Consider the following 21,745-nt stretch of genomic DNA (forward strand, 5'->3'; position numbering starts at 1 on the left):
TGTGCGCTCCGTGAAACAGAAAAAGTTCACACTGACGCGCTAGAAAGGCGCAGGTATCCACCAGCCAGTATCGCCGTTTTGGCGGGGCAATCCATATTGGCAATGCGATATTTGCATCGTCGGAGGGGGGATGCAAACTGGCTTCAACTTGTCGTTTGCCCGATTGCGCGCCTGCGACCTGTTCCACCAAATGACTGCAGGTATGCGATGACCCTCAAATCCGCCAACCGAACGGCTGTGACCGTTGACGAAGCCCGCCTTTGGAAGACCCTGATGGAGATTGGGCAGATCGGAGAAACACCAAAGGGCGGCTCGAACCGCGTTGCCTTTACCGATCTTGATGTCGAAGGGCGCAATCTGTTTCGCACATGGGCTGAGGCGGCTGGCTGTTCTCATCATGTCGATGGTTTCGGCAATCAGGTGATCCGCCGCGAAGGGCGCAACCCGGATGCGCCGGTGGTGATGTGTGGCAGCCATCTGGATACCCAGGTTACCGGCGGCAAGTTTGACGGCGTTCTGGGCGTATTGGCCGGGCTCGAGGCGATCCGCGCAATGAATGACGCAAGCGTTGAGACCGAAGCACCTATCGAGGTGGTCAACTGGACCAACGAGGAAGGCTGCATCTTTCGCCCGATGCTGGGGTCCGAGGTCTGGACCGGGTTGTTACCCTTGGATGAGGCTTTGGCGATGCGCTCGGATGAGGGCTGGACCATCGGGGACCGGTTGAGACAGATGGGGTACACTGGCGACCTGCCAATGATGGCGGGGCGGGATGTGGCCTGTTACGTTGAGGCGCATATTGAGCAGGGGCCTGTGCTTGAGGATGCGGGCGAGATGTTGGGCGTCGTTGATCGGACGCAAGGGTTTTCGTGGTATCGCCTCACGCTGACAGGCCAAGAGGCGCATGCGGGGCCGACCCCGATGCCTTCGCGCAAGGATGCCTTGATGGGCATGGCGCGGATTGCATTGGAGGCCGAGCGCATCGCCCGCGAAAACGCGCCGGGCATGGGCACAGTTGGGCAGGCCGAGATCATGCCTAACTCGCCCAATGTCGTGCCGGGAGTTGTGAGTTTTTCGGTCGATCTGCGTCATCCCGAGGGAGAAGTGCTGGAAGCGATGGATCGTGAGTTCCGTGAGGTGGCGCAGCGGGTCGCCGATGCGTGCGGGTTGCAGCTTGATCTGCAACTGGACGTGATGCGCCCTGGCGTGCCGTTCAATACAGCGCTGGCTGACAGGATCGAAGCCGCTGCCGTTGCCGTGGGAAAACCCTATCGCCGCATGTATACCGGCGCCGGGCACGATGCGTGCAACATCGCCCGTTTTCTGCCTGCCGCCATGATCTTTGTCCCTTGCCGCGATGGGATCAGTCACAACGAGGCTGAGTGGGCGAAGCCTGACGCTTGTGCGTTGGCGGCGCAAGTGCTCGCCGAGACGCTGATCGCGGCGGCCAATGGTGAAGTTTCATTCGGAGTCGACGCATGAGCAATCCATTGGGCGGTCCGCAGGACCAATTTTACTCCCGCAGCAACATCGTTCCCCTTCCGATGATTACCCGCGCCAAGGGGGTGCATATGTGGGACGAGCAGGGGCGCAAATACATCGATGTGTCTTCCGGGCCGGTGGTCAGCAATATCGGGCATGGCAACCAACGTGTGGCCGAGGCGATGGCACAACAGGCGCGCGAGATGGACTTTGCCTATAGCCGCGTGGCGCGTCACCAGCCGAATATCGACCTGACACAGATGATTTCAGAGATGGCCGGATCGGGCTATGAAAGGGTGGCGCTGGCCTCTGGCGGATCCGAGGCAATGGAAATCGCGCTCAAGTTTCTCCGCCAATATGTTCTGGCGACTGGAGCGCGGCAAAAGCGCAAAATTATCACGCTGTCGCCCAGCTATCACGGAGGTACCATCGCGACGCTGGCTATTACCGGAGACCCGGCGCTTGATCCGTTCCTTGAGGGATTTGCAGTCAAGTCCGAGCGCATACCCGCGCCCTGGCAATATCGAGTGCCCAACGACGAAACCCCGCAGTCGTACCGTATGGGCTGTGCTAAGGCGCTGGACCAAAAGATCCGAGAGTTGGGGGCGGAGAACGTTCTGGCGTTTGTGGTCGAACCGATAGGTGGGCTTGCCACGGGGGCGTTGGAGATGCAGGAGGACTACCTGAACCGCGTTCGCGAGATTTGCGACCAGCATGATATCTATCTGATATACGACGAAATTCTCTGTGGTACCGGGCGCACTGGCGATTTTCTGGCCAGCCACGCCTTCCCCAACGCCCACGCCGATCTGGTGGTTCTGGCCAAGGGGTTGGGGGCGGGTTATGCGCCACTGGGCGCGGTGTTGATGCCTGAAGCTATGGTGGATGAGCTGGCCGAGCTGACCGGTTTCAACTTTTCACACACCTACAACGCCAATCCGATTACCTGTGCCACAGGCATAGCGGTGCTGAACGAATACATGACGCATGACCTGTTGCAGAATGCCAGAGAACGCGGACAGCAGTTGCGCGAAGGTCTGGCGCGGATTGCAGCCAAACACCCCACTGTTGGTGACATTCGCGGGCGTGGGCTGTTGCTGGCGATGGAACTGGTACAGGATCGCGAGACAAAAACCAGTTTCCCGGCCGAGTTCCCGCCGACCGAACATATCCGCATCTGCGGGCTGGAGAACGGTTTGATCATCTATTCGCGACGCACCGCCAATGGGGCCAATGGTGACTGGTTCCTGGTCTCACCGCCGTTGACTATTTCGGCAGATGAATGTGACGATCTCCTGCGGCGCCTCGAAGCCACTATCGCCGACTTTGAAGTAAAGGCAGCCCCCTATTTGAAGGAGAGCGCCCATGTCTGATCGGAAAACCGCCATCGTGACCGGCGCGTCCTCAGGGATTGGCGCGGCAATTGCCAAAGACCTTGCGTTGCAAGGGTTGAATGTGGTGGTCAACTATAGCGGCAACAAGGACGGTGCGGCCGAAATCGTGCGCCAGTGTAAAGCCTTTGGAGTCGAAGCAAAGGCTGTGCAAGGCGACATCTCAGAGGACGCTGATTGTCGCAGGTTGGTGCAGGCTGCAATGGATACTTGGGGCCGGATTGATGTTCTGGTCAACAACGCAGGCGTAACGCGTTTTGCCGAGGCCAACGATCTCTCCGCGCTTGGCGCGGATGATTTTACTCGCATCTTTTCCGTGAATGTCGCCGGCTGTTACCAGATGTGTCGTGCCGCCGAAGCGCCTTTGCGGGCGGCTGGTGGTTCGATCGTGAATATCTCGTCGCATTCGGGGTTTTCCGGCATCGGCTCGTCCATGGCCTACGCGGCCTCGAAGGGTGCGTTGAATACCATGACCCTCTCACTGGCACGGGTCTTTGCACCGGAGGTACGGGTCAATGCCGTGTGCCCCGGTTTTGTCGATACAGATTGGATGGCGCCCAAGCTGGAAAGCGGCGAACTTGCTGATTTCAAAACAAAAACCGCATCCATCGCGCCCTTGGGGCGCATCGTGACCCCGGATGAAGTGGCCGAGGCCACCCGTTGGTTCGCCTTGGGCGGACCAACCATTACGGGACAATTGCTGGTGATCGACGGCGGGACGCACCTGACCGTTGGTGCGCCGCTCTAGCAAAAAGGAAGCTCATCCATGGCTGACCCCAAGTATCAACCCGTCGACGCAACCCAGATCCCGCGCTTTTCAGACGTGGCAACCTTTATGCGCACCAAACGTGTGGACCCGTGCGAGGATATCGACATCGGTCTTGTTGGCGTTCCGTTTGATATCGGCCTGAACTATCGCTCCGGCCCCCGAGAAGCGCCGGGCGCCGTACGCCATGCAAGCCGGTTGATCCGCATGGCGCATCCCACCACAGATGTGGAACCCTACAAACTGTGCAACATCGCTGATTTGGGGGATGCGACGGTCAATCCGCTGAGCCTCGAACAGTCGCTTCGGAACATCCAGGATTTCTTTGCAAATCTGAAGGCGTTGAACATCCGGCCCGTTGCCATTGGCGGTGACCACACCATCCCGACCCCCATCCTGCGGGCGCTGGCGGCCGATGGACCTGTAGGCCTGTTGCAGATCGACAGCCATGCCGATGTGCTGGACGAGATGTGTGGCACCAAGGTCAACCACGCGACCTTTATGCGACGTGCGACCGAAGAAGGTCTGATCGACCCCAAGCGCACGGTGCAGTTGGGGTTGCGCGGTTCGCGCTTCGTGCCTGAGGATATCCAGTTCGGCTATGACGCCGGCTTCACCATGATCCCGATGGATGATTATGAGGACATGGGCCGAAAAACCGCGATCGAGACCATTCGCAAAACGCTTGAAGGCGGTCCGGTTTACGTGACCATTGATATCGATGGGCTCGATCCGTCGTTCTGCCCTGGCACAGCTGTGCCAGAGATTGGCGGCATCATCCCGCGCGACGTTCAAAAAATCCTTCAGGGGCTGATGGGGCTCGACATCATCGGCGGCGATATCTGCGAGGTTGCCCCCTGTTACGATCCGACCGGTGTGACCAGCGTCACCGCTGCGAACCTGATGTTTGAACTGACATGCCTTATCGCTCACGCAATAGGCAGGAAGGTTTAGACCATACACTTGCGCCAGCCAGACCCAAATGACCGGATGGAATGGGATTGGCTCTGGTTGGCGCTTTCAGGTTCTCCGCACCCTTGAGAGGATGGAAGATACCTACTGCTTGACGGACTTGTTTGTGCCCACAGATGCACGGGCAGGCCGTCGAAAATACAACGTTACCAGTCCGTGAACGGGTACTTTTACAGTGGAACAGCGCAAAGGCAGCCACATGCGAAACCTTGATTTGAACACCGCCATTGTCGAAGCACGGCAGGCTTTTACCGAAGCACATCCTCAGTCGCTGGCCCGTCATAGAGCGGCGCAAAATGTCATGCCGGGTGGCAATACCCGCTCGATACTGCATTACGGACCGTTTCCTTTTACCGTCATTCGCGGCCAGGGCGCCCGGATTTGGGATGCAGACGGCAACGACTATGCCGATTTTCTTGGTGAATATACCGCCGGTCTCTACGGCCATAGCAACCCGGTGATCGAGGCAGCTGTACGCGACGCCCTGTCCAAGGGGATCGTGCTGGGGGGACCTAACCTTGTTGAAGCCGAGTTCGCCCGTCTGATGTGCGAACGGTTTCATTCGGTCGAACGCATCCGCTTCACCAATTCCGGCACGGAGTCCAACATGATGGCCATTTCCGCCGCGCGCGCCTTTACAGGGCGCGAGGGTGTCATGGTCATGAACGGTGGCTATCACGGCGGCGTCTTGAGTTTCGAAGGTACGGGCAAGATGAACGCGCCGTTTCCGTTCCACTATTGCGATTACAATGACGCCGACATGGCTCGGGACATGATCCGTGCCCTTGGCGACAAGCTGGCGGTTGTGATCGTTGAGCCGACGGTTGGTGCGGGCGGCGGCATGCCCGGGTCGCAAGAGTTCCTGACGGCCCTGCGCGAAACCACACAAGAAACTGGCGCTTTGTTAATCTTTGACGAGGTCATGTCATCGCGACACACCCGCGGAGGGATGCAGGGGCTGACAGGTATCATGCCGGACCTGACAACATTTGGCAAATACCTTGGCGGCGGATTGACTTTCGGCGCTTTTGGAGGGCGGGCCGACATCATGGACCGCTTTGATCCCGAACATCCCAACGCATGGGGGCATGCCGGCACGTTCAACAACAATATCCTTACCATGTCAGCCGGCCATGCCGGGCTGAGTAAAGTCTATACACCCGACGTGGCGGACACTTTCTTTGAGACGGGTAATCAGTTTCGTGAAGGCCTAGCAAGCGAGTTGGCCGGGATCGACGTGCCAATGTCGATCACCGGACTGGGCTCGATGATGGTGTTCCACTTCCGCGACTCGCCGCCGACGAAGCCACTTCTGGGAGATGAGAAACCGCCAAAAGACCTGTTGGACCTGATCCATCTCGACATGATCGCGCGGGGTCACTTCTTTGCTAGGCGCGGCATGATCAACCTTTCGCTGGCGACCACCCGGGACGAGATGGGAACGTTTCGCAGCGATTTCGCCGAGGTTATCCGGTCGCGGGCCGCCTTGATCCGCAGTGTGACCTGCGACGGTTGAAACTCTGCCACTAGAGCTCCAGTTTACTTTTGAAACCCTTGAGGATCAGGCGCGTTTGGCATGAAGTATTTCAAATGAGCCAATCGCTGCCCGTTGGCACTGTGCAGTATTTTAACAGCTGTGAGGGAAACGGTGCGCCGTTGATCCTGCTGCATGGCGGCCGATCGGCTGCTCGTCTTTGTCTTGGCGGTACCTGTTTCCTTCGCTGATGGGGACACAACGTGCGATTGCTTCGATTTTCCCGGCTACGGCGGAAGCAGGGCCTTGGGGCGGTTCTATGTGAATAACGTACAGAGACGGCACGTGATTGTGCGCGGTCTCCATTTCCTGTTGTGTTTATTGCGGTTAGACGTCGATCGACCTTGCGATCAGCTCCTTCATGATCTCGTTTGTCCCGCCATAGATCATCTGAACTCGGCTGTCGGCATAGAGCCGCGCGATAGGGTATTCCATCATGTAGCCATAGCCGCCAAAGAGTTGCAGGCATTCGTGAACCACCTCGTTCTGAGTCTGGCTGGCCCAGTATTTCGCCATCGATGCACGCTCGGCGGTGAGTTGGCCCTGTTCCAGCAGCATGATGCTCTCGTTGATGAAGGACCGAAGCAATTCGGCTTTGGTTTTGATCTCGGCCAGTTTGAAACGCGTGTTTTGGAAATCCATGACCCGTTTACCGAAGGCTTTGCGTTCCTGAACGTATGTCACGGTCTCATCATGGGCAAAGTCAATCACACCAAGGGCAGTGATGGCGATAATCAGACGTTCCCAGGGAAGCTGCTTCATGAGCTGATAGAAGCCCTGACCCTCGTCTGCACCCAGTAGGTTGGTCAAAGGCACCTTCACGTCCTCAAAGAACAGTTCAGCCGTGTCATTGCCCTTCATGCCCAGCTTTTTTAGGTTCTTGCCGCGTTTGAAGCCTTCGGCGCCCTCAGTCTCCATTACGATCAGTGAGGTGCCTTTGGCGCCTTCACCCCCGGTCTTGGCCACGACGATGATCAAGTCGGCCAGTTGTCCGTTGGTGATGAAGATTTTCGAGCCGTTGATGCGATAGCAATTGCCGTCTTTAACCGCGCTGGTCCGCACGGCTTGCAGGTCAGACCCGGTACCCGGTTCAGTCATGGCAATTGCCCCGACTATCTCACCCGACACCAGCTTGGGTAGCCAGCGGTTCTTTTGCTCCTCCGAGCCAAAGGTCGTGATGTAGTGCATCACGATCGATTGGATCGAGTAGCCCCAGCCGGTATCGCCGCGGCGACCCTGTTCATAGACGGTGATCGCGTCGAATCCGATGCCGCCCTCGACGCCCCCAAAGGCTTCGGGGATTGAACCGGCCATGATCCCAGCCTCCCCGGCCTTGCGCCAGAACTCGCGGTCGACGCGTCCCTTTTCGGCCCATGTTTCAATGTTCGGTGTCAGTTCATCGTCTAGAAACCGGCCGACACTGTCGGCAAACATCTGGTGTTCCTCCTGCTGCCATGTTGCGGCGGGTGAAAACAGGGTCATCGGGTGTTCTCCGTTTCTCGTTTTTATCGTGCCAGGAACGCCGCCAATTTGGTCTTGGCTTCGGGCGAGATGCAAAGCTGGGCAAAATAGCGGCTTTCGATTTTGCAAGCGGATGCAAATCCAGCAGCAGCGCCTTCTGTTGCGGCGGCCAGGATAGCGTGAGGGGCAGGTTCTTTGCCGGCGGCTTTCACGGTGGCGGCATAAGTGCCGGAAATCACGCTTGGCATCGCACTCAGATAAGGATTGCCGCCCGGGATACGTTCGCGCCGTTCATCCCAGGGTTTGGAAGGCGATGGGTGTGCGTTGATCAGCTCGCGCGCTGCTGCCATCATTGCCTGTGCGTCATCCACAACCACATCCACAAGCCCCATCTCTTGCGCTGTGTCGGCGTCTGCGGCGCGGCCAGACATAAGAAAGGGAAGCGCGGCCTTGAGCCCCAGCATGCGGGTGGTTCGAACGACGCCGCCCGCACCGGGCAGCAATCCGAGGCCCACTTCGGGCAGGCCAAAGCGGGTCTTTTCTCCCCGCATCGCGACACGGCCATGACAGGCCAGCGCGATCTCAAGCCCTCCACCAAGGGCGGAACCATTCATTGCTGCGATCACTGGTTTCCCGAGCGTTTCAAGTCGGCGCAAAACGTCTTTCAAGCCCTGCGCGACGTCGAATGCGGCGAGCGGATCGTCGATTGATGCCAGCATATTGATGTCGCCGCCGGCAAAGAAGGTGGACTTGGCCGAGGTGATGATCACGCCCCGGAGGTTGGCTTCGCGATCAAGACACCCAAGGATTTCCTCCATCATCGGGATGAAATCCGCGTCGATCACGTTGACCGGCTTGCCCTGTGTATCCAGCGTGATTGTGGCGATGCCATCATCGCCCATTGCAAAGGTGTAATTGGCCATGGATCAGACCCTTTCGATGATGGTTGCAATGCCCATGCCACCGCCGATGCACAACGTGGCAAGGCCGCGTTTCTGGTCGCGGGCTTCAAGCTCGTCCAATAGGGTGCCGAGGATCATCGCGCCAGTCGCGCCCAAGGGGTGCCCCATGGCGATGGCGCCGCCGTTGACGTTCACCTTGTCGGCCGAAACCTCCATGTCTTTCATGAAGCGCATGGCAACGCTGGCGAAGGCCTCGTTGATCTCGAACAGGTCGATGTCCTCGACAGCCAGCCCAGCTTTTGCCAGTGCTTTGCGCGAGGCGGGGGCGGGACCGGTAAGCATGATCGTCGGTTCGGAGCTGGTGACGGCGGTTGCAAGGATGCGCGCACGGGGTTTGGCGTCGATCTTGGTGCCTATGGCCTCGGACCCGATCACTACGGCGGCCGCGCCGTCGACGATGCCGGACGAATTGCCTGCGTGATGCACATGGTTGACCGCGTCATAATCGCTGTATTTCGCCAGCATGACCGCGTCGAACCCCGCCTCTCCCATTGCTGCGAACGAAAGTTTCAGTGTGCCAAGGCTCTCGACCGTGGCATCTGGGCGCATGTGCTCGTCGGTGGCCAGAATCGTGCGGCCAATCTCGTCAACAACCGGAACGATGGCCCCGTCGAATGCGCGACGTTGCCATGCGGCGGCGGCACGACGCTGGGACTCGACGGCGAAGGCGTCCACGTCCTCTCGGGTATAACCGTCGATGGTGGCAATCATGTCCGCACCCACACCCTGCGGCGCAAAGCCATTGCGCAACATGGTTTCCGGGTCGCCAAGCCACGCTCCGCCATCGGACAGAATGCTAACGCGCGACATGCTTTCCACACCCCCCGCGATCACGAGGTCTTCCATACCTGACGCGATCTTCTGCGTTGCGACGTTCACCGCCTCAAGGCCCGAGCCACAGAAGCGGTTGATTTGCACGCCACCGACGCTTTCGTCATATCCGGCGCGCTGGGTAGCGGAGACAGCAATATCACCACCCTGTTCGCCAAGCGGGGTCACGCAGCCCAGGACCACGTCATCGACAAGGGCGGTGTCTATGCCATTGCGGTCGCGCGCTGCACGCAGCACCCCGGCGGCCAGTTCTACAGGTTTGACTTCATTTAACGCACCATCAGAGCGGCCCTTGCCGCGCGGGGTGCGCAGCGCGTCATAAATATAGGCAGTGTTGGACATAATTTTCTCCTATCGCCCAGCAAACTTTGGTCGCCGTTTTTCCAGAAAGGCGCGCATAGCGACCTCGTTGTCTTCGGTCGCAATAGAGGTTCTGATCGCGTCGGCCTCGGCATCGAGTTGGCCGCTCAGCGAGGTATGCAACGCCGATTGGCACAAGCGTTTCGTCTTGCCGTAGGCAAGCGTCGGTCCCAGAGCAAACGCGTCAGCCAGTTCCCGGCCCCGGTTTTTGAGGGTCCATTTCGGCACGATTTCGGCAACAAGTCCCAGATCAAGTGCCTCATTCGCAGTGAGCTTGCGGTTGCGCAGGATGATCGACTTGGCCCGTTGCACACCCACCTGTCTTGAAAGAGATGCAGTTAACCCGCCATCCGGTGACATACCAATTGCCGCATAGGCCGGAGTCAGGGTCATTTCGGGGGTGGCGATGGCATAGTCTCCAGCCAGGGCTAACGACATACCACCGCCCGCAGCCTGACCGTTGAGAGCCATGACGACAGGCGCATCCATTTCGCAGAGCGCAACAATTGCGCCATGCAGGTGCTTCAATCCCTGGTCGAGATAGGCGGCGCGGTCTGAGGCGTTGACAATCTCGGCCAGATCGCCACCACAGCTGAAGAATCGATCCCCCGAACCCGTGATCAGAACCGCGCGCGCCTTGTCTTCCACAGCGCGCAAGGCGGCAGATTCGAGCGCGGCAAGCAAAGCCACGCTCATCGCATTGGCCGCATCTGGGCGATGCAGCGTGAGCGTTGCCACATCACCAGAAAAGTCATAGAGCACCGGAGTGCTCATCAGCGAATTCCAAGCCGGATGGAGCCATCCAGACGGATAGTTTCGCCGTTCATCATGCTGTTTTCGGCGATATGCGTGGCCAGTTGGGCAAACTCTGGCGGATGCCCAAGACGGGCGGGGAAAGGTACCTGAGCGCCAAGCGAATCTTGTGCCTCTTGCGGCAGGGCGGCCATCATCGGAGTTTTGAACAGCCCCGGAGCAATTGTCACGACGCGCACGCCGTCCCGCGACAAATCGCGGGCCATGGGAAGCGTCATGCCAACGACACCCGCCTTCGATGCGCTATAGGCAATCTGGCCCATCTGTCCGTCAAAGGCCGCGACCGACGCGGTATTGATGATCACGCCACGCTCGCCATCTTGGGTCAGCGGATCGGCCGCGACCATGCCAAGCGCGGACCTCGAGGCGCAGTGGAAGGTGCCCAGCAGGTTGATTTTGAGAACCTTGTCGAAGAAGGCGGATTCCATCGGAATGCCCTTCGAGATGGTCTTGCCCGGCGTGCCGACACCGGCACAATTCACCATGATACGTTCCTGACCAATTTTGGCGCGTATAGTTTCAAATCCAGCTTCAACACTGGCCAGATCGGAGACATCGACCTTGGCAAATGCGCCGCCAAGTTCTTCGGCTAACGCAACACCTCGGTCTTCGTCCAAATCGAAAATGCCGACCCGGACACCGTGGCTGGCTAGGTCGCGCGCTGTGGCTTCACCAAGACCAGAGGCGCCACCGGTAATGACGGCGGAAATCGAAGAGTTCAGTTCCATAGCGGGATCCTTGAGGAGTAAAACCTTGTCTTTCGTACTGACCTAGTTCTCAAGGAGTTAACGTGGAATAGGGCGAAACCCATAGAACAGCGACTTCAGTACAATTCGTACTGATCGGCTAGGTCTGTTTTGTGCTGTTCGGCCAATCAAAAGGCGGTTCCCTGTCGCTGTTCTAACCGGCAAAATGTCGAAATACTCTGCGTTCGGATTCCTCTACCTTTTCAGTTTATGACACAGCGTTCGCCGCCAACCATGCATTGAACTTAGGTAAGAACCCAGGTTTTTGACGTCAGTAGTTTGGATTACGACTAGCCCCGTCCAGACCAGGTTTAGACGAATTCAAATCGAATTATCGGCATCGGCTGGCTTGTTCACTGGTATCGGTGAATGTCATTCATTCGGAGGGTTTAGGACAGTTGCTTTTCTGAGCTTTCCCATTACCGTGAATCCAAAATGACAAATTATCGGTTCGTCTTGGAGGTTCCTATGCTGAAAAATCTACCGCTTTTAAGTATCCCGTTGCTGTTTGCGACAGCACTTACTGCGCAAACGGCAGACATGGTGTTCACGAACGCCAGCGTTCTGACAATGAACGATGATGCACCAAGTGCCGAGGCGGTTGCAGTGACCGGTAACGAGATTTCCTATGTGGGTGATGCCGCTGGAGCACAGGCCTTGATTGGTGACAATACCGAGGTATTTGATCTGGATGGCGACACCCTTTTGCCGGGCTTCGTGTCCGGGCACGACCATATCATTGCGTCCGGCTGGACAACGCGCGGTGTGAGCCTTTTCGGCATTGAAACGCTTGAAGAAGCGCTGGCAGCGATCAAGAAGTATGCAGACGAAAACCCGGATGAAGATCTGATCCTTGGCTACGGCTTCAACCAGGTCTCATATGGTGGCTGGCCGACCAAGGAAGATCTGGACTCCGTCGTTTCTGACCGTCCGGCGTTTATCCTCGACTTCACAATCCACGATGTTTGGATGAACTCCAAAGCCTTTGAAGCGGGCCAAGTTAGCCCTGATGAAGAGGATCAGGTGCCGGGCGTGATGTTCTGGCAGCGTGACGCGGAAGGCAACCAGACAGGAATCGGCATTGAGTTCCAGTGGGCTGCGGCATTTAGAAATGCAGGTGCTTGGGACCCGGCAGGTGAAATTCCTGACATCCAGAAAAACCTCTACGATCAGGCTGTCAAAACCGGAATTACAGCCGTTCACGTACCCTTGATGGCTATGCCAACGGTTACGGATTTGTCGCTGGTCAAGGATGACGAGAAACTGGCGCTTGCACATCTGCACGAACTAGAAAAGAACGGCGAGCTTTCGATCCGTACATTCGTTGCAACCGGCTTTAAGGACCCTACGGCAACTGCCGACGACATTGTCGCGCACACACTTGAGTTGCGCGAGCAATACGACAGCGACATGTTGCGCATCTGGGGCATCAAGATACATCCCGAGGGGAACTGGAGTTCAAAAACGGCGTGGATGTTGGACGATTACGCTGACGGGTCCGCGACGCGCGGTGCGGCTGCCATCGAAGGTCCCATGATAACTTCGGTGTATTTGCAAGCTAACCAGAATGGGTTGCCGGTGGGCACCCATGTCGACGGATCACAAACGGTTCGCAATACTGTCGAAGCGATAATGACCGCGCGCGGAGCTGGCTATGACGTTCCGAACAACCTTTTGCACCACTATTTCTGGGTATCTGATCAGGACCATGAGACTGTTATCGAAAACGAGATCATGGTGAACACGACCCCACTTTTCCACGTTGACTGGGAAGCACAGGATGTAAACGCGTTGGACTTGTTGGGGCGCGCTAAGGTCGAGGCGATTTTTGCCCGCTATTCCTCGCTGATGGCATTGGGGCACAACGTGTCGATTTCTTCGGATGTGCCATCCGCGCCGATTGATCTGATCGGTCCGCTCCTCAATGTTGAGATCGCGATGACCTTGCAGGACCCGCTAAATCCGGACAGCAAGCCGTTCCCGTTGTCTCGCAAACCGGCCTCATTGGAAGAGTCGCTGAAAGCGGTCACGATCTATCCTGCGGCTCAGCAAGCGATGGAGGACAAAATAGGCTCCATCGAGGTGGGAAAATATGCCGACCTCGTCGTTCTCGATCAGGACATCACCGCAGTCGAACCGCGCGAAATCTCGAACATCAAAGTGTTAGGCACGCTTATGGATGGGCGGTTCACGCATCGGGACGGCATCTGACAATAATGGCGACCAGCGCGTCATTGACGCGCTAGCTGCTCTTGTGGAGCCCTGATGCTGCCCTTGGAAACAGTCCCACGACCCTGTTGTTTTTCAATCAGACTCAAATTTTGGGGGGCGGTTAGAACTCGTAAAAGGAGGCTGAAGTGAAAATTCGACCCAACCTGACTACTCTGGCAATTGTCGCGGGCCTGTCGGCAGGATCTGTTAGCCACGCGGGTGAAGTCGCCTTTATAGCTGTCCTGAAAGTGGTTGATGAAAACACACAAGCGTTCGACGCATTGGCTGAGGAGATGGTCGCCGCGTCTGCCGCAGATGATGGGTTATTAGTCTATGAGTTCGCTCGGGTTGGCGAAACGGTTTATGGCTATGAACGCTATCTGGATGCCGCGGCTCACGCACGGCACGAGACGATTATTGAGCCGTATCTGCCAAAGCTGATGGAACTGGCACAATTTGAACGGATCATCACCCTTTCACAGCTTTCAGAAGACCAGCAAAGGCTGTTTGAAGGCATTGGCGCGGAAATCGGCCAACCCGTTGCAGGCGTGGCGCAGGACCGCCCTCAATAGCCTGAAAGCACCAAAAAAACAGGAACTAAGTCAAAACGGGATTGTTCATGAATATTCGGATTTTCATTTTAGTCTTGCTTTTCCTAGGAGCGCTTACTGTACGCCCGGATGGTGTTTTCGCGTGTGACGCCGCATGCGAGGCCGCTCGAAAGGCGGCTAACCCGCTGGCAGACACAAAGGCGCTCATGACGGACAACACGATCGCTTTCAGGACCGGCACAAATGACGAGGACAGCTACAACTTTCAGCTTCAGCCGGTTTACTCGGTGCCACTTGAAAGTGCATCACTTGTGTTGCGCGGGATCATCCCTATTCAAGGTGTGCAGCCGGGTGCAGTTCTGCCGCCTGGCATCGTCGACCCTTCACCCGAAGATGACCTGACTTGGGGCATAGGCGATTCAACGGTACAGGCGTTTTATGCGCCGACACCCGGCGCGAGCGGGATTGCAGTCGGATATGGCCTGCAGGTTTCGATGCCAACCCACACAAATGATGCGCTGGCCGGTGCCGGTTGGGGCGCTGGACCTGCGTTTGTGGTATTTGGACAGGCGGGCGAACTCTCATGGGGCGCAGTGGTCGCGCACATGTGGGGCGAAGACGACTTTAGCGTTAGCATCCTGCAGCCAATTCTGACCTACGGGTTGGGCGAAGGTTGGTACGTTGGGTACAATAACGTCATTTCCTACAACTGGAATGCCTTGGGAAATGACGAAGCATGGGCGGTTCCGTTGGGTTTAACTGCTGGCAAGACGTCAATAATCAATGAATCCGAGGGGACGGCCATGGATGTAAGCTTGGGGTACTACTTTTTGGAGCGTAGACCTGACGGTGGTCCAGATCGGCAAGTCAAAATTGGCCTTTCGTTCTTTTTCTGATCGACAACAAATTCGCCAGAACTCCGGCCATCTCTGGCTGCAAGGCCACGAAAAGAGCTAAGTTGGAATGTGATTCAACCCAAGGATTGAGTGCCCGCCTCGCAGACCATTTTTGGGAAAGCAACAATGGCAGAATGTAACCGATACTCGAAAATGGCCCGCGGCTTTGTTGCACTGGTTCTATGCATCTTTTTGCAGCTATCTCCACGGATTGGCCTTGCTGAAACTGTTCAGTATTTGACTGGGGGCTCACCTTCGGGCGCTCCGAGGTTTGGCCAGGGTACGCACCAGATAGACGCCTCGCCCAGCTCAGGTATTTCCGGCATAGACCTTACCTCTCAAAGTCACTTAGCAGTCAACTGGCAGGAACTTTTGCCTCCGCTTAAATCTCTCGAGTTGCCGTTTGCGTCACTGCCCGCTCCGCAATTGGAAGCTATGCGGACACACGTGCGCTGGCGGACTTCCAGTGTATCAGAGCGCTCTGATCAGGGGTTTCTAGCTGAGCATGAAGCAGCAATTGCCCTTTTGAACAGGCACAATGTTGACGTGGAAAATCTCATGCGAGAGCGCCGCAAGATCATCGCCCAAAACAGTGCGAATGGCCGTGGCCCAAATCCGAATATCCTCGGTAAAACAATAAGGATTCCGGGTTACATCGTCCCGCTGACACTTAGCGGCGGTGTTGTGACCGAGTTTCTTTTCGTGCCTGTTGCCGGGTCTTGCGTTCATACGCCAGCGCCACCTCCCAATCAGGTCATTCACGTTGTTTATCCTGAGGGTGTCGAGTTCAGTTCGATCTTTGAAGCATTCTGGATTGAGGGCGAGTTACATGCAGAAGAACGGCTAAGCGATGTGTCATTCTACGATGGCGCTTTGAAGGTAGAGTCAAACTACGGCCTAGAGGCTCGAAGCGTTCATTCTTTCGATGGCTAGGTGTGTCGGCAAATCAAGTTTCCGGCCACGTCGCTGCGGGGCTTAAGCCCATGCCGGTGTCTCTGGGTTTGTCCGTTGGTAAAACGACCAAAGCAAAGGAAGGGAACAGCTTTGGGCCTGAACGCTGGAAATTTTGATGCTGCACGATACCTTACCGGAGATACCAGCAGACAAAAAAAGATTGGTGTCTCATTCTTCGTTAGAACAAATTGAAATAGTGGGGAGTTAGTAATTCATGCGTAGCACGGTACTCTTGGCCACGGCCGCAAGCCTGCTGGCGACTGTAGTTTCAGCGCAGACAGGGCGTGAGAATCCAACCGCTGATTACGCATTGATAAATGGCGCGATCCACACAATGGACGAAAGCGGGACAGTCGCCGAAGCCATCGGAATAGAAGATGGAGAAATTGTCTATGTGGGCAATGCCGAGGGGCTTCCAAATGTCATAGGGCTGGGAACCGAGGTTATCGACCTTGGCGGTGCGATGGTGCTGCCGGGTTTCGTGGATGGTCATATTCATGCCGTTGCCGGTGGCCTCATCATGCTTGGGGTGGATTTACAAACGGATGACAAGGATGAGCTTTTCGCGTTGATCCGCGAAGAAGTTGAGACGAACAAGGATGATCTTATTCTTGGGTACGGTGTGCGCTTTAATCCGTGGACTGACGGGAATCCGACGGCGGCCATGCTGGACGAAATCGAGTCTGAACGTCCGGTTTACTTTTGGGCGATAGATGGCCACGCGGCTTGGGCAAATTCCAAGGCTTTGGAACTTGCGGGTATTGACAAGGATACACCAGACACGGTCCCGGGGTTTTCGTTCTTTGAACGCGACACAGAAGGAAACCCGACCGGTTGGATCGTGGAAATTCCCGCGCAGCTTCAGGTTCTCTCGGCGCTGATGGAAATCTCGCCTGAGTTTATGAAGGACGGCGTTGAGGTTTGGATAAACCGTTTCGCGGCTGCCGGTATCACTTCGATTCATGACCATGGCATTCAAGGCATGGGTCAGGACGAAGGGTTTCAAATGCTGACCGACTTTGAAGCCGCAGGAGATTTGCCTCTCAGGGTTGTTGGTTCGTACTATTGGAATGACGGCAATGTCGATCCGCTGCCAGGAACCCTGGAATTGCGTGAGAAGTTTAATTCCGACCTTGTTAAGGCGCGATACCTCAAGATCAACATGGATGGTGGCGATGACAAATGGACCGCGCTCATGGTCGAACCCTATTCTGACAAACCAGAAAATGTCCCACAGCCCATTATCCCCTACGATGTGATGCAGGACGCCGTTATCCGCGCAGATGCGGCTGGGGTCGATGTGACCTGTCACTGTTTCGGAGACCTTGCTGTTCGCAGACTTCTTGACGCAGTAGAAGCCGCAATCGAGGTTAATCCGCAAAGGGATCGGCGTCACAAAATCACCCACGGAGTTTACATTCATCCGGACGATTACGCGCGTTTCGGTCAGCTTGGTGTCACATACGACTCTTCGGGCGCTTGGATGAGTTTTGATCCGTTGATGCAATCAATAGCAACAAGCAGAGTGGGGCCAGAGCGCGTAGACCTCGCCTTTCCGACGACACGCGTTCTTTCTGAGGGTGGAAAGTTCTCTTTCGGGTCAGATTGGCCCGTTTCGGGCTACGTGTCCGAGTACCGGCCGCTTGCAGCCATAGAAGCCGGTGTCACGCGCACTCTGGACGGTCGTAAAAACATAGCCCCCCTTGGCGGTGATGAAGCAAAGATGTCACTCGACCAAGCGCTGCGTGCACATACCATAGATTCAGCATACGGCATGGGATTGGACAGCGAGATCGGCAGCTTGGAAGTCGGGAAGAAAGCCGATTTGGTCGTCTTGTCCCAAAACCTCTACGACATCGACCCGAACGACATTTCGGAAGTCGATGTGCTCTATACCATCATGGATGGCAACATAACTTGGGATCATACGAAACAGTAAATATCCCGGGATGAAAAGCCAACTTCGGGAGGAGGACTGAAGTGACCTACATTCTAAGAGCCTTGCTTGCGACAAGTTTGGTGATTGGATTGACGAGCCAGGCGATTGCCTGTGGCAATCCACTGCAATGGGCCATGCTTTTCGAGCGTCACCCGGAGGCAAAGGTAGCTTTTACTGCGGATATGGAGGCGCGCTCCTCAGGATTGGTCCAAGCGAGGCCGTATTTGAGGCGGCCCGGTATTTCCTATCATTCCTGGTCAGTGCAATCCCTAAACCAGCTCGCGCAGGAAATGGCGCCGTCGGTTGCTTCTAGTTTGCAGGACGGAGACACACTTACGATCCTGCTGGCAATCGAAGTTGCCGCGATACGTTTCCACGGCGGAGACCGCGCACACGAAGTTCTGGCGGCTGCCGAGCTGAAAACGATTTCAGACTACGACGTTACGACAACGGTAAACGTGCTTCATTCAGGTTGGCGGCACGATCTGGACTTCGCCGCGATGGTCGAAAACGAGCTTTTGATTGTTTCCCAGCCTCAAGCCGGTAATGCCCTCTCGGCGGTTTTTGGAGGGATAACCGAGGCTTCGTACAAACCTTGAAATTTGTGATGTGTTGAGAACTATTGGGGTAAACAAAGCAGGGCTATCGATGCCGGGCACGAAATGCAGTTCGGCGTCGGGTGCCGTGAAACTCTCTCAGTCCTTTTAGTTCTTGTCAGTGCCCGCTCAAACCGGTCACTAATAGTAGGTCGTGCAATACGAACAGCACTTATGCGATTTAGACCAACACGTAGCACCATAAGGAGAAATAGATGCCCCAGACAGCCGAAACCAACCGAAGGATTGTTCTGAACGAGCGTCCAGTAGGCTTGCCTGATGCGAACACGCTGCGGATGGAAACGAGCGAAGTGCCGACACCTGGCGAAGGTGAAATGCTGGTTCGTACCGTTTTTCTGTCACTTGATCCTTATATGCGCGGGCGGATGAATGATGCCAAATCCTATGCGGAACCCGTTGCCATAGGCGGGGTCATGACCGCCCAGGTGGTTGGGCAGGTTGTCATCTCTAACCTCAATGGATTTGAACCGGGCGACTATGTTCTGTCCGGGAGTGGTTGGCAGGACTATGCGATTTCCGACGGAACCCAAGTTATCAACCTTGGCAAGTCGCCCCAAAATCCGTCTTGGGCGCTGGGGATATTGGGTATGCCCGGCTACACGGCATATGCGGGTCTTCTCAAGATCGGAGAGCCGAAGCCAGGTGAAACAGTAGTTGTCGCAGCGGCTGCCGGCCCGGTGGGTGCTACGGTAGGGCAGATTGCTAAGCTCAAGGGATGTCGGGTTGTCGGCATTGCAGGCGGGGCAGACAAATGTGCACATGTCGTCGAAAATCTGGGTTTTGACGCGTGTATTGACCACCGTGCTGATGATTTTGCCGCACAGCTTGCCTCGGCCTGTCCTGAGGGTATCGACGTCTATTTTGAGAACGTGGGTGGTAAAGTCCTGTATGCCGTTCTGCCTCTTTTGAATCCGTTCGCACGCATTCCTGTCTGCGGCATAGTTGCGTGGTACAACCTGACTGACCTGCCTGACGGACCCGATATGGGACCCAATATCATGGGAACCCTGTTGCGGATGAAGGTTAAGATGCAGGGTTTCATCATCTTCGACAGTTTTCCGCAATCTGTGTATCACGAATTCAGTCGCGACATGACGGGTTGGATCAAAGATGGCTCGGTAAAGTACAAAGAGCATATGGTCGAAGGTCTGGAGAACGCTCCAGAGGCGCTGAACCAACTGTTGCAGGGCGGTAACTTCGGTAAAATGGTGGTAAACGTGGGATCCTGAAATGACGGATGACCCTGTTGAGTGAAACCTGAACTGGGTCATCCTTTTTCGGTCGGGAACATCCTTAGATCTTTGATATTGGATGCAGCCGGCATTATCCGATTGTGATGTCCGATTGTGCAGAGCAGGGCATTCAGGGAAACCAAGCTACAAGTGGATTGCTAGTTTCTAACGCACGCTGTGCGCCGCACTTTCTGCGCCTGACACTCATTCCTTCTTGTGCAATCGCCCTGAGAGTTTCTGCCGCTTTCAAAGATGCACTTTGGAATGGAGCGGGACCAGCCTTGTCGGGTTGTGCACACATCTTTTCCGGTGCATTGGGTGCCGCCACATGTTCTTGGAACCCACTGTTTCAAGGACTGGTAATTGCTCCACCCGTTGGGGCAGGAGTCCCCGGCAAATGCACAGACGGTGGTTCCGCGAATATCCACTGCGACCCCGCCTGTGCCAGCGCAATCTGCGGCAACGCCGCTTTGTGCGGACGCCGCCAGAAAGATGGTTGCGACCGACAAAAGCATCCTTGCCTGGCAGCGCATTGGACTCTCCGTTCCAGTTTGGTGGTTGGGATAGAGTGCATCATCCGGCTGAATTTGAAAACACTAGGGGTCTGACTGCCAATTCCGATTTACTGCGGGGTCAAATCCATCGCCGCCACAACCTTGTCATACGGCAGCCCGGCCGTGTCGTTCAGGCGACGAACCTGTTCGGCGCTTTCGCCTTCAAACAGGCACATGCAGCGGCCGTCCTCGGGCGCAAAAGTTGATCGGACATAGCTTATTTTGTCGCCATCTGCGGTCATGCGTGCTGCGGTGCCAATCGCCGCTTGCTGGGCTGCGCCAAGGTCTTCCATACTGATGCCCTTGAGGTTTCTTTCGACCATGAAAACAGACATTGTTCTTCCTTTCTGTCCTGTGAAACCGATGGCTCCATTGCACCACGGGGCTATGAAAGAGGGAACTACCGATCCTTTATGGCTTAATAACTCCAGGTTTGAGTAAAAACGTGTATCCTGTTGGCCGACTGACATCGGAAAAGAGAGGTCCCAAAGATGGAGATGTCTCAGATCAGATATGTTTTGTCTGCGGCCAAACACCTGAATTTCACGAAGGCTGCGGCAGAGTGTAATGTGAGCCAACCAGCCCTTACCAAAGGGGTAAAGTCGCTTGAGGCTGAGCTTGGCGCACAGGTGTTTCATCGAGAAGGCCGGAAAATCCTGATCAGCGATTTTGGCCGAACGATGTTGCCGCACCTGCAGCACATCGTTGACGAGGCCGCCGCGACTCGGATGTTGGCCCAGAACTTCAGGCTTTTGGAAAAAGTACCATTACGGCTGGGTGTTCTTTCAACGATCGGCCACGTGCGCCTCGCCCGTTTTCTGGCGCAATTTGAAAAAAGTCACAGTGGATTGGAACTGTCGGTCAATGAAGCGAGCGCCTCAAAGCTGAAGGACATGCTGGTCGAGGGGGAAATCGACGTTGCCTTCATGACATTGACAAACGAGCTTGAGGAAGAATTCCGGGCACATGCCCTATACACCGAAAGGTATGTTGTCGTTTTTTCACCGGATCATCGATTGAGGCAGCTCAATTCAGTTCCGTTGAAAGAACTGTCGGGCGAAAACTACGTGGACCGACTGGCCTGTGAGCTGCGAGAAATGGTGATGTCGGTTTGCCAGACGAAGGGCGTGGAACTTTATGCGCGTTTCCGTTCCGAGCGTGAGGACTGGATTCAGGCAATGGTCGCAGCAGGTATCGGGTTTGCGTTCATGCCGGAATATTCGGTTACCCTGCCGGGGCTGATGCAGCGGCCGCTTGTTCAACCGGATGTCGAACGCACGATCGCCGCCTTCACTGTTCCGGGCCGCAAATATTCCCCTGCTCTGGATGCGTTGATGCGGGCGTCGCATTCGTTTGCGTGGCCGGGGTAAGCGTATCGAGCTTGGCCCTGCGCACCAGGAAAACCACCAAAATTGGCCAACAGACGAGAAATATTGGCGAAATTTGATTTGCTGATAAACTCGACCCTCAGGA

Annotated in this window: 19 protein-coding genes; 13 read left to right on the plus strand and 6 right to left on the minus strand. The window is 56.1% G+C overall.

What is annotated here, in order from left to right:
- The first annotated feature begins 207 nt into the window (after positions 1-207).
- From ACR0B7_RS11885 to ACR0B7_RS11905, 5 genes are all read left to right on the plus strand, one after another.
- Positions 208-1,482 (plus strand): M20 family metallo-hydrolase, encoded by a 1,275-nt coding sequence (locus tag ACR0B7_RS11885; RefSeq protein ID WP_170486491.1) that lies wholly within the window; start codon positions 208-210, stop codon positions 1,480-1,482.
- Positions 1,479-2,855 (plus strand): aminotransferase class III-fold pyridoxal phosphate-dependent enzyme, encoded by a 1,377-nt coding sequence (locus ACR0B7_RS11890; RefSeq protein ID WP_170486490.1) that lies wholly within the window; start codon positions 1,479-1,481, stop codon positions 2,853-2,855. The genes ACR0B7_RS11885 and ACR0B7_RS11890 overlap by 4 nt, the downstream gene beginning before the upstream one ends.
- Positions 2,848-3,621 carry an SDR family oxidoreductase gene (locus ACR0B7_RS11895; protein WP_170486489.1) on the plus strand — a complete coding sequence of 258 codons (774 nt, stop codon included), beginning with the start codon at positions 2,848-2,850 and terminating at the stop codon, positions 3,619-3,621. The genes ACR0B7_RS11890 and ACR0B7_RS11895 overlap by 8 nt, the downstream gene beginning before the upstream one ends.
- Positions 3,622-3,639: 18 nt before the next feature.
- Positions 3,640-4,593, plus strand: a complete 954-nt coding sequence (locus ACR0B7_RS11900) for an agmatinase (protein ID WP_170486488.1) — start codon at positions 3,640-3,642, stop codon at positions 4,591-4,593.
- A gap of 217 nt (positions 4,594-4,810) precedes the next feature.
- Entirely contained in the window at positions 4,811-6,127 is a 1,317-nt protein-coding gene (locus tag ACR0B7_RS11905) for an aminotransferase class III-fold pyridoxal phosphate-dependent enzyme (RefSeq protein ID WP_170486487.1), read from the plus strand.
- Positions 6,128-6,472: 345 nt separating this feature from the next.
- Here ACR0B7_RS11905 and ACR0B7_RS11910 read toward each other — a convergent pair whose 3' ends face one another.
- The 5 genes from ACR0B7_RS11910 to ACR0B7_RS11930 are packed head-to-tail and all read right to left on the minus strand — an operon-like array spanning position 6,473 to position 11,300.
- On the minus strand, positions 6,473-7,627 hold the full coding sequence (locus ACR0B7_RS11910) for an acyl-CoA dehydrogenase family protein (protein ID WP_170486486.1): 1,155 nt from the start codon (positions 7,625-7,627) through the stop codon (positions 6,473-6,475).
- A gap of 23 nt (positions 7,628-7,650) precedes the next feature.
- Positions 7,651-8,529 (minus strand): enoyl-CoA hydratase-related protein, encoded by an 879-nt coding sequence (locus tag ACR0B7_RS11915; RefSeq protein ID WP_170486485.1) that lies wholly within the window; start codon positions 8,527-8,529, stop codon positions 7,651-7,653.
- A 3-nt stretch (positions 8,530-8,532) separates the two neighbouring features.
- Complete coding sequence (locus tag ACR0B7_RS11920) at positions 8,533-9,741, minus strand: acetyl-CoA C-acetyltransferase (protein WP_170560244.1); 1,209 nt, start codon at positions 9,739-9,741, stop codon at positions 8,533-8,535.
- A 9-nt stretch (positions 9,742-9,750) separates the two neighbouring features.
- Positions 9,751-10,533, minus strand: a complete 783-nt coding sequence (locus ACR0B7_RS11925; protein WP_170576764.1) for an enoyl-CoA hydratase-related protein — start codon at positions 10,531-10,533, stop codon at positions 9,751-9,753.
- A complete protein-coding gene (locus ACR0B7_RS11930; RefSeq protein WP_170486482.1) occupies positions 10,533-11,300 on the minus strand; it encodes an SDR family NAD(P)-dependent oxidoreductase in 768 nt (255 codons plus the stop codon). Before ACR0B7_RS11930 ends, ACR0B7_RS11925 begins: the two co-directional genes overlap by 1 nt.
- 486 nt (positions 11,301-11,786) lie before the next feature.
- Between ACR0B7_RS11930 and ACR0B7_RS11935 the strand changes: the two genes are divergently transcribed.
- From ACR0B7_RS11935 to ACR0B7_RS11965, 7 genes are all read left to right on the plus strand, one after another.
- A complete protein-coding gene (locus tag ACR0B7_RS11935) occupies positions 11,787-13,529 on the plus strand; it encodes an amidohydrolase family protein (protein WP_170576763.1) in 1,743 nt (580 codons plus the stop codon).
- A 146-nt stretch (positions 13,530-13,675) separates the two neighbouring features.
- Positions 13,676-14,101, plus strand: coding sequence for an antibiotic biosynthesis monooxygenase (locus tag ACR0B7_RS11940; protein ID WP_170418591.1), 426 nt, complete (start codon positions 13,676-13,678; stop codon positions 14,099-14,101).
- 47 nt (positions 14,102-14,148) lie between these two features.
- Complete coding sequence (locus ACR0B7_RS11945) at positions 14,149-14,976, plus strand: hypothetical protein (RefSeq protein WP_170418588.1); 828 nt, start codon at positions 14,149-14,151, stop codon at positions 14,974-14,976.
- 435 nt (positions 14,977-15,411) lie between these two features.
- Positions 15,412-15,909, plus strand: a complete 498-nt coding sequence (locus ACR0B7_RS11950; RefSeq protein ID WP_480681615.1) for a DUF3299 domain-containing protein — start codon at positions 15,412-15,414, stop codon at positions 15,907-15,909.
- Between the two features lie 235 nt (positions 15,910-16,144).
- Positions 16,145-17,869 carry an amidohydrolase gene (locus ACR0B7_RS11955; RefSeq protein ID WP_170418583.1) on the plus strand — a complete coding sequence of 575 codons (1,725 nt, stop codon included), beginning with the start codon at positions 16,145-16,147 and terminating at the stop codon, positions 17,867-17,869.
- A gap of 41 nt (positions 17,870-17,910) precedes the next feature.
- Positions 17,911-18,468, plus strand: a complete 558-nt coding sequence (locus tag ACR0B7_RS11960) for a hypothetical protein (RefSeq protein WP_170486544.1) — start codon at positions 17,911-17,913, stop codon at positions 18,466-18,468.
- Positions 18,469-18,680: 212 nt separating this feature from the next.
- Positions 18,681-19,715, plus strand: a complete 1,035-nt coding sequence (locus ACR0B7_RS11965; protein WP_170486543.1) for an NADP-dependent oxidoreductase — start codon at positions 18,681-18,683, stop codon at positions 19,713-19,715.
- A gap of 625 nt (positions 19,716-20,340) precedes the next feature.
- On the opposite strand, the gene ACR0B7_RS11970 is transcribed toward ACR0B7_RS11965, so the two are convergent.
- A complete protein-coding gene (locus ACR0B7_RS11970) occupies positions 20,341-20,607 on the minus strand; it encodes a DUF4242 domain-containing protein (RefSeq protein WP_170418575.1) in 267 nt (88 codons plus the stop codon).
- Positions 20,608-20,769: 162 nt separating this feature from the next.
- Between ACR0B7_RS11970 and ACR0B7_RS11975 the strand changes: the two genes are divergently transcribed.
- A complete protein-coding gene (locus ACR0B7_RS11975; RefSeq protein WP_170418572.1) occupies positions 20,770-21,642 on the plus strand; it encodes a LysR family transcriptional regulator in 873 nt (290 codons plus the stop codon).
- Positions 21,643-21,745: the final 103 nt, after the last annotated feature.

Source organism: Ruegeria sp. BB6 (genome assembly GCF_056539385.1).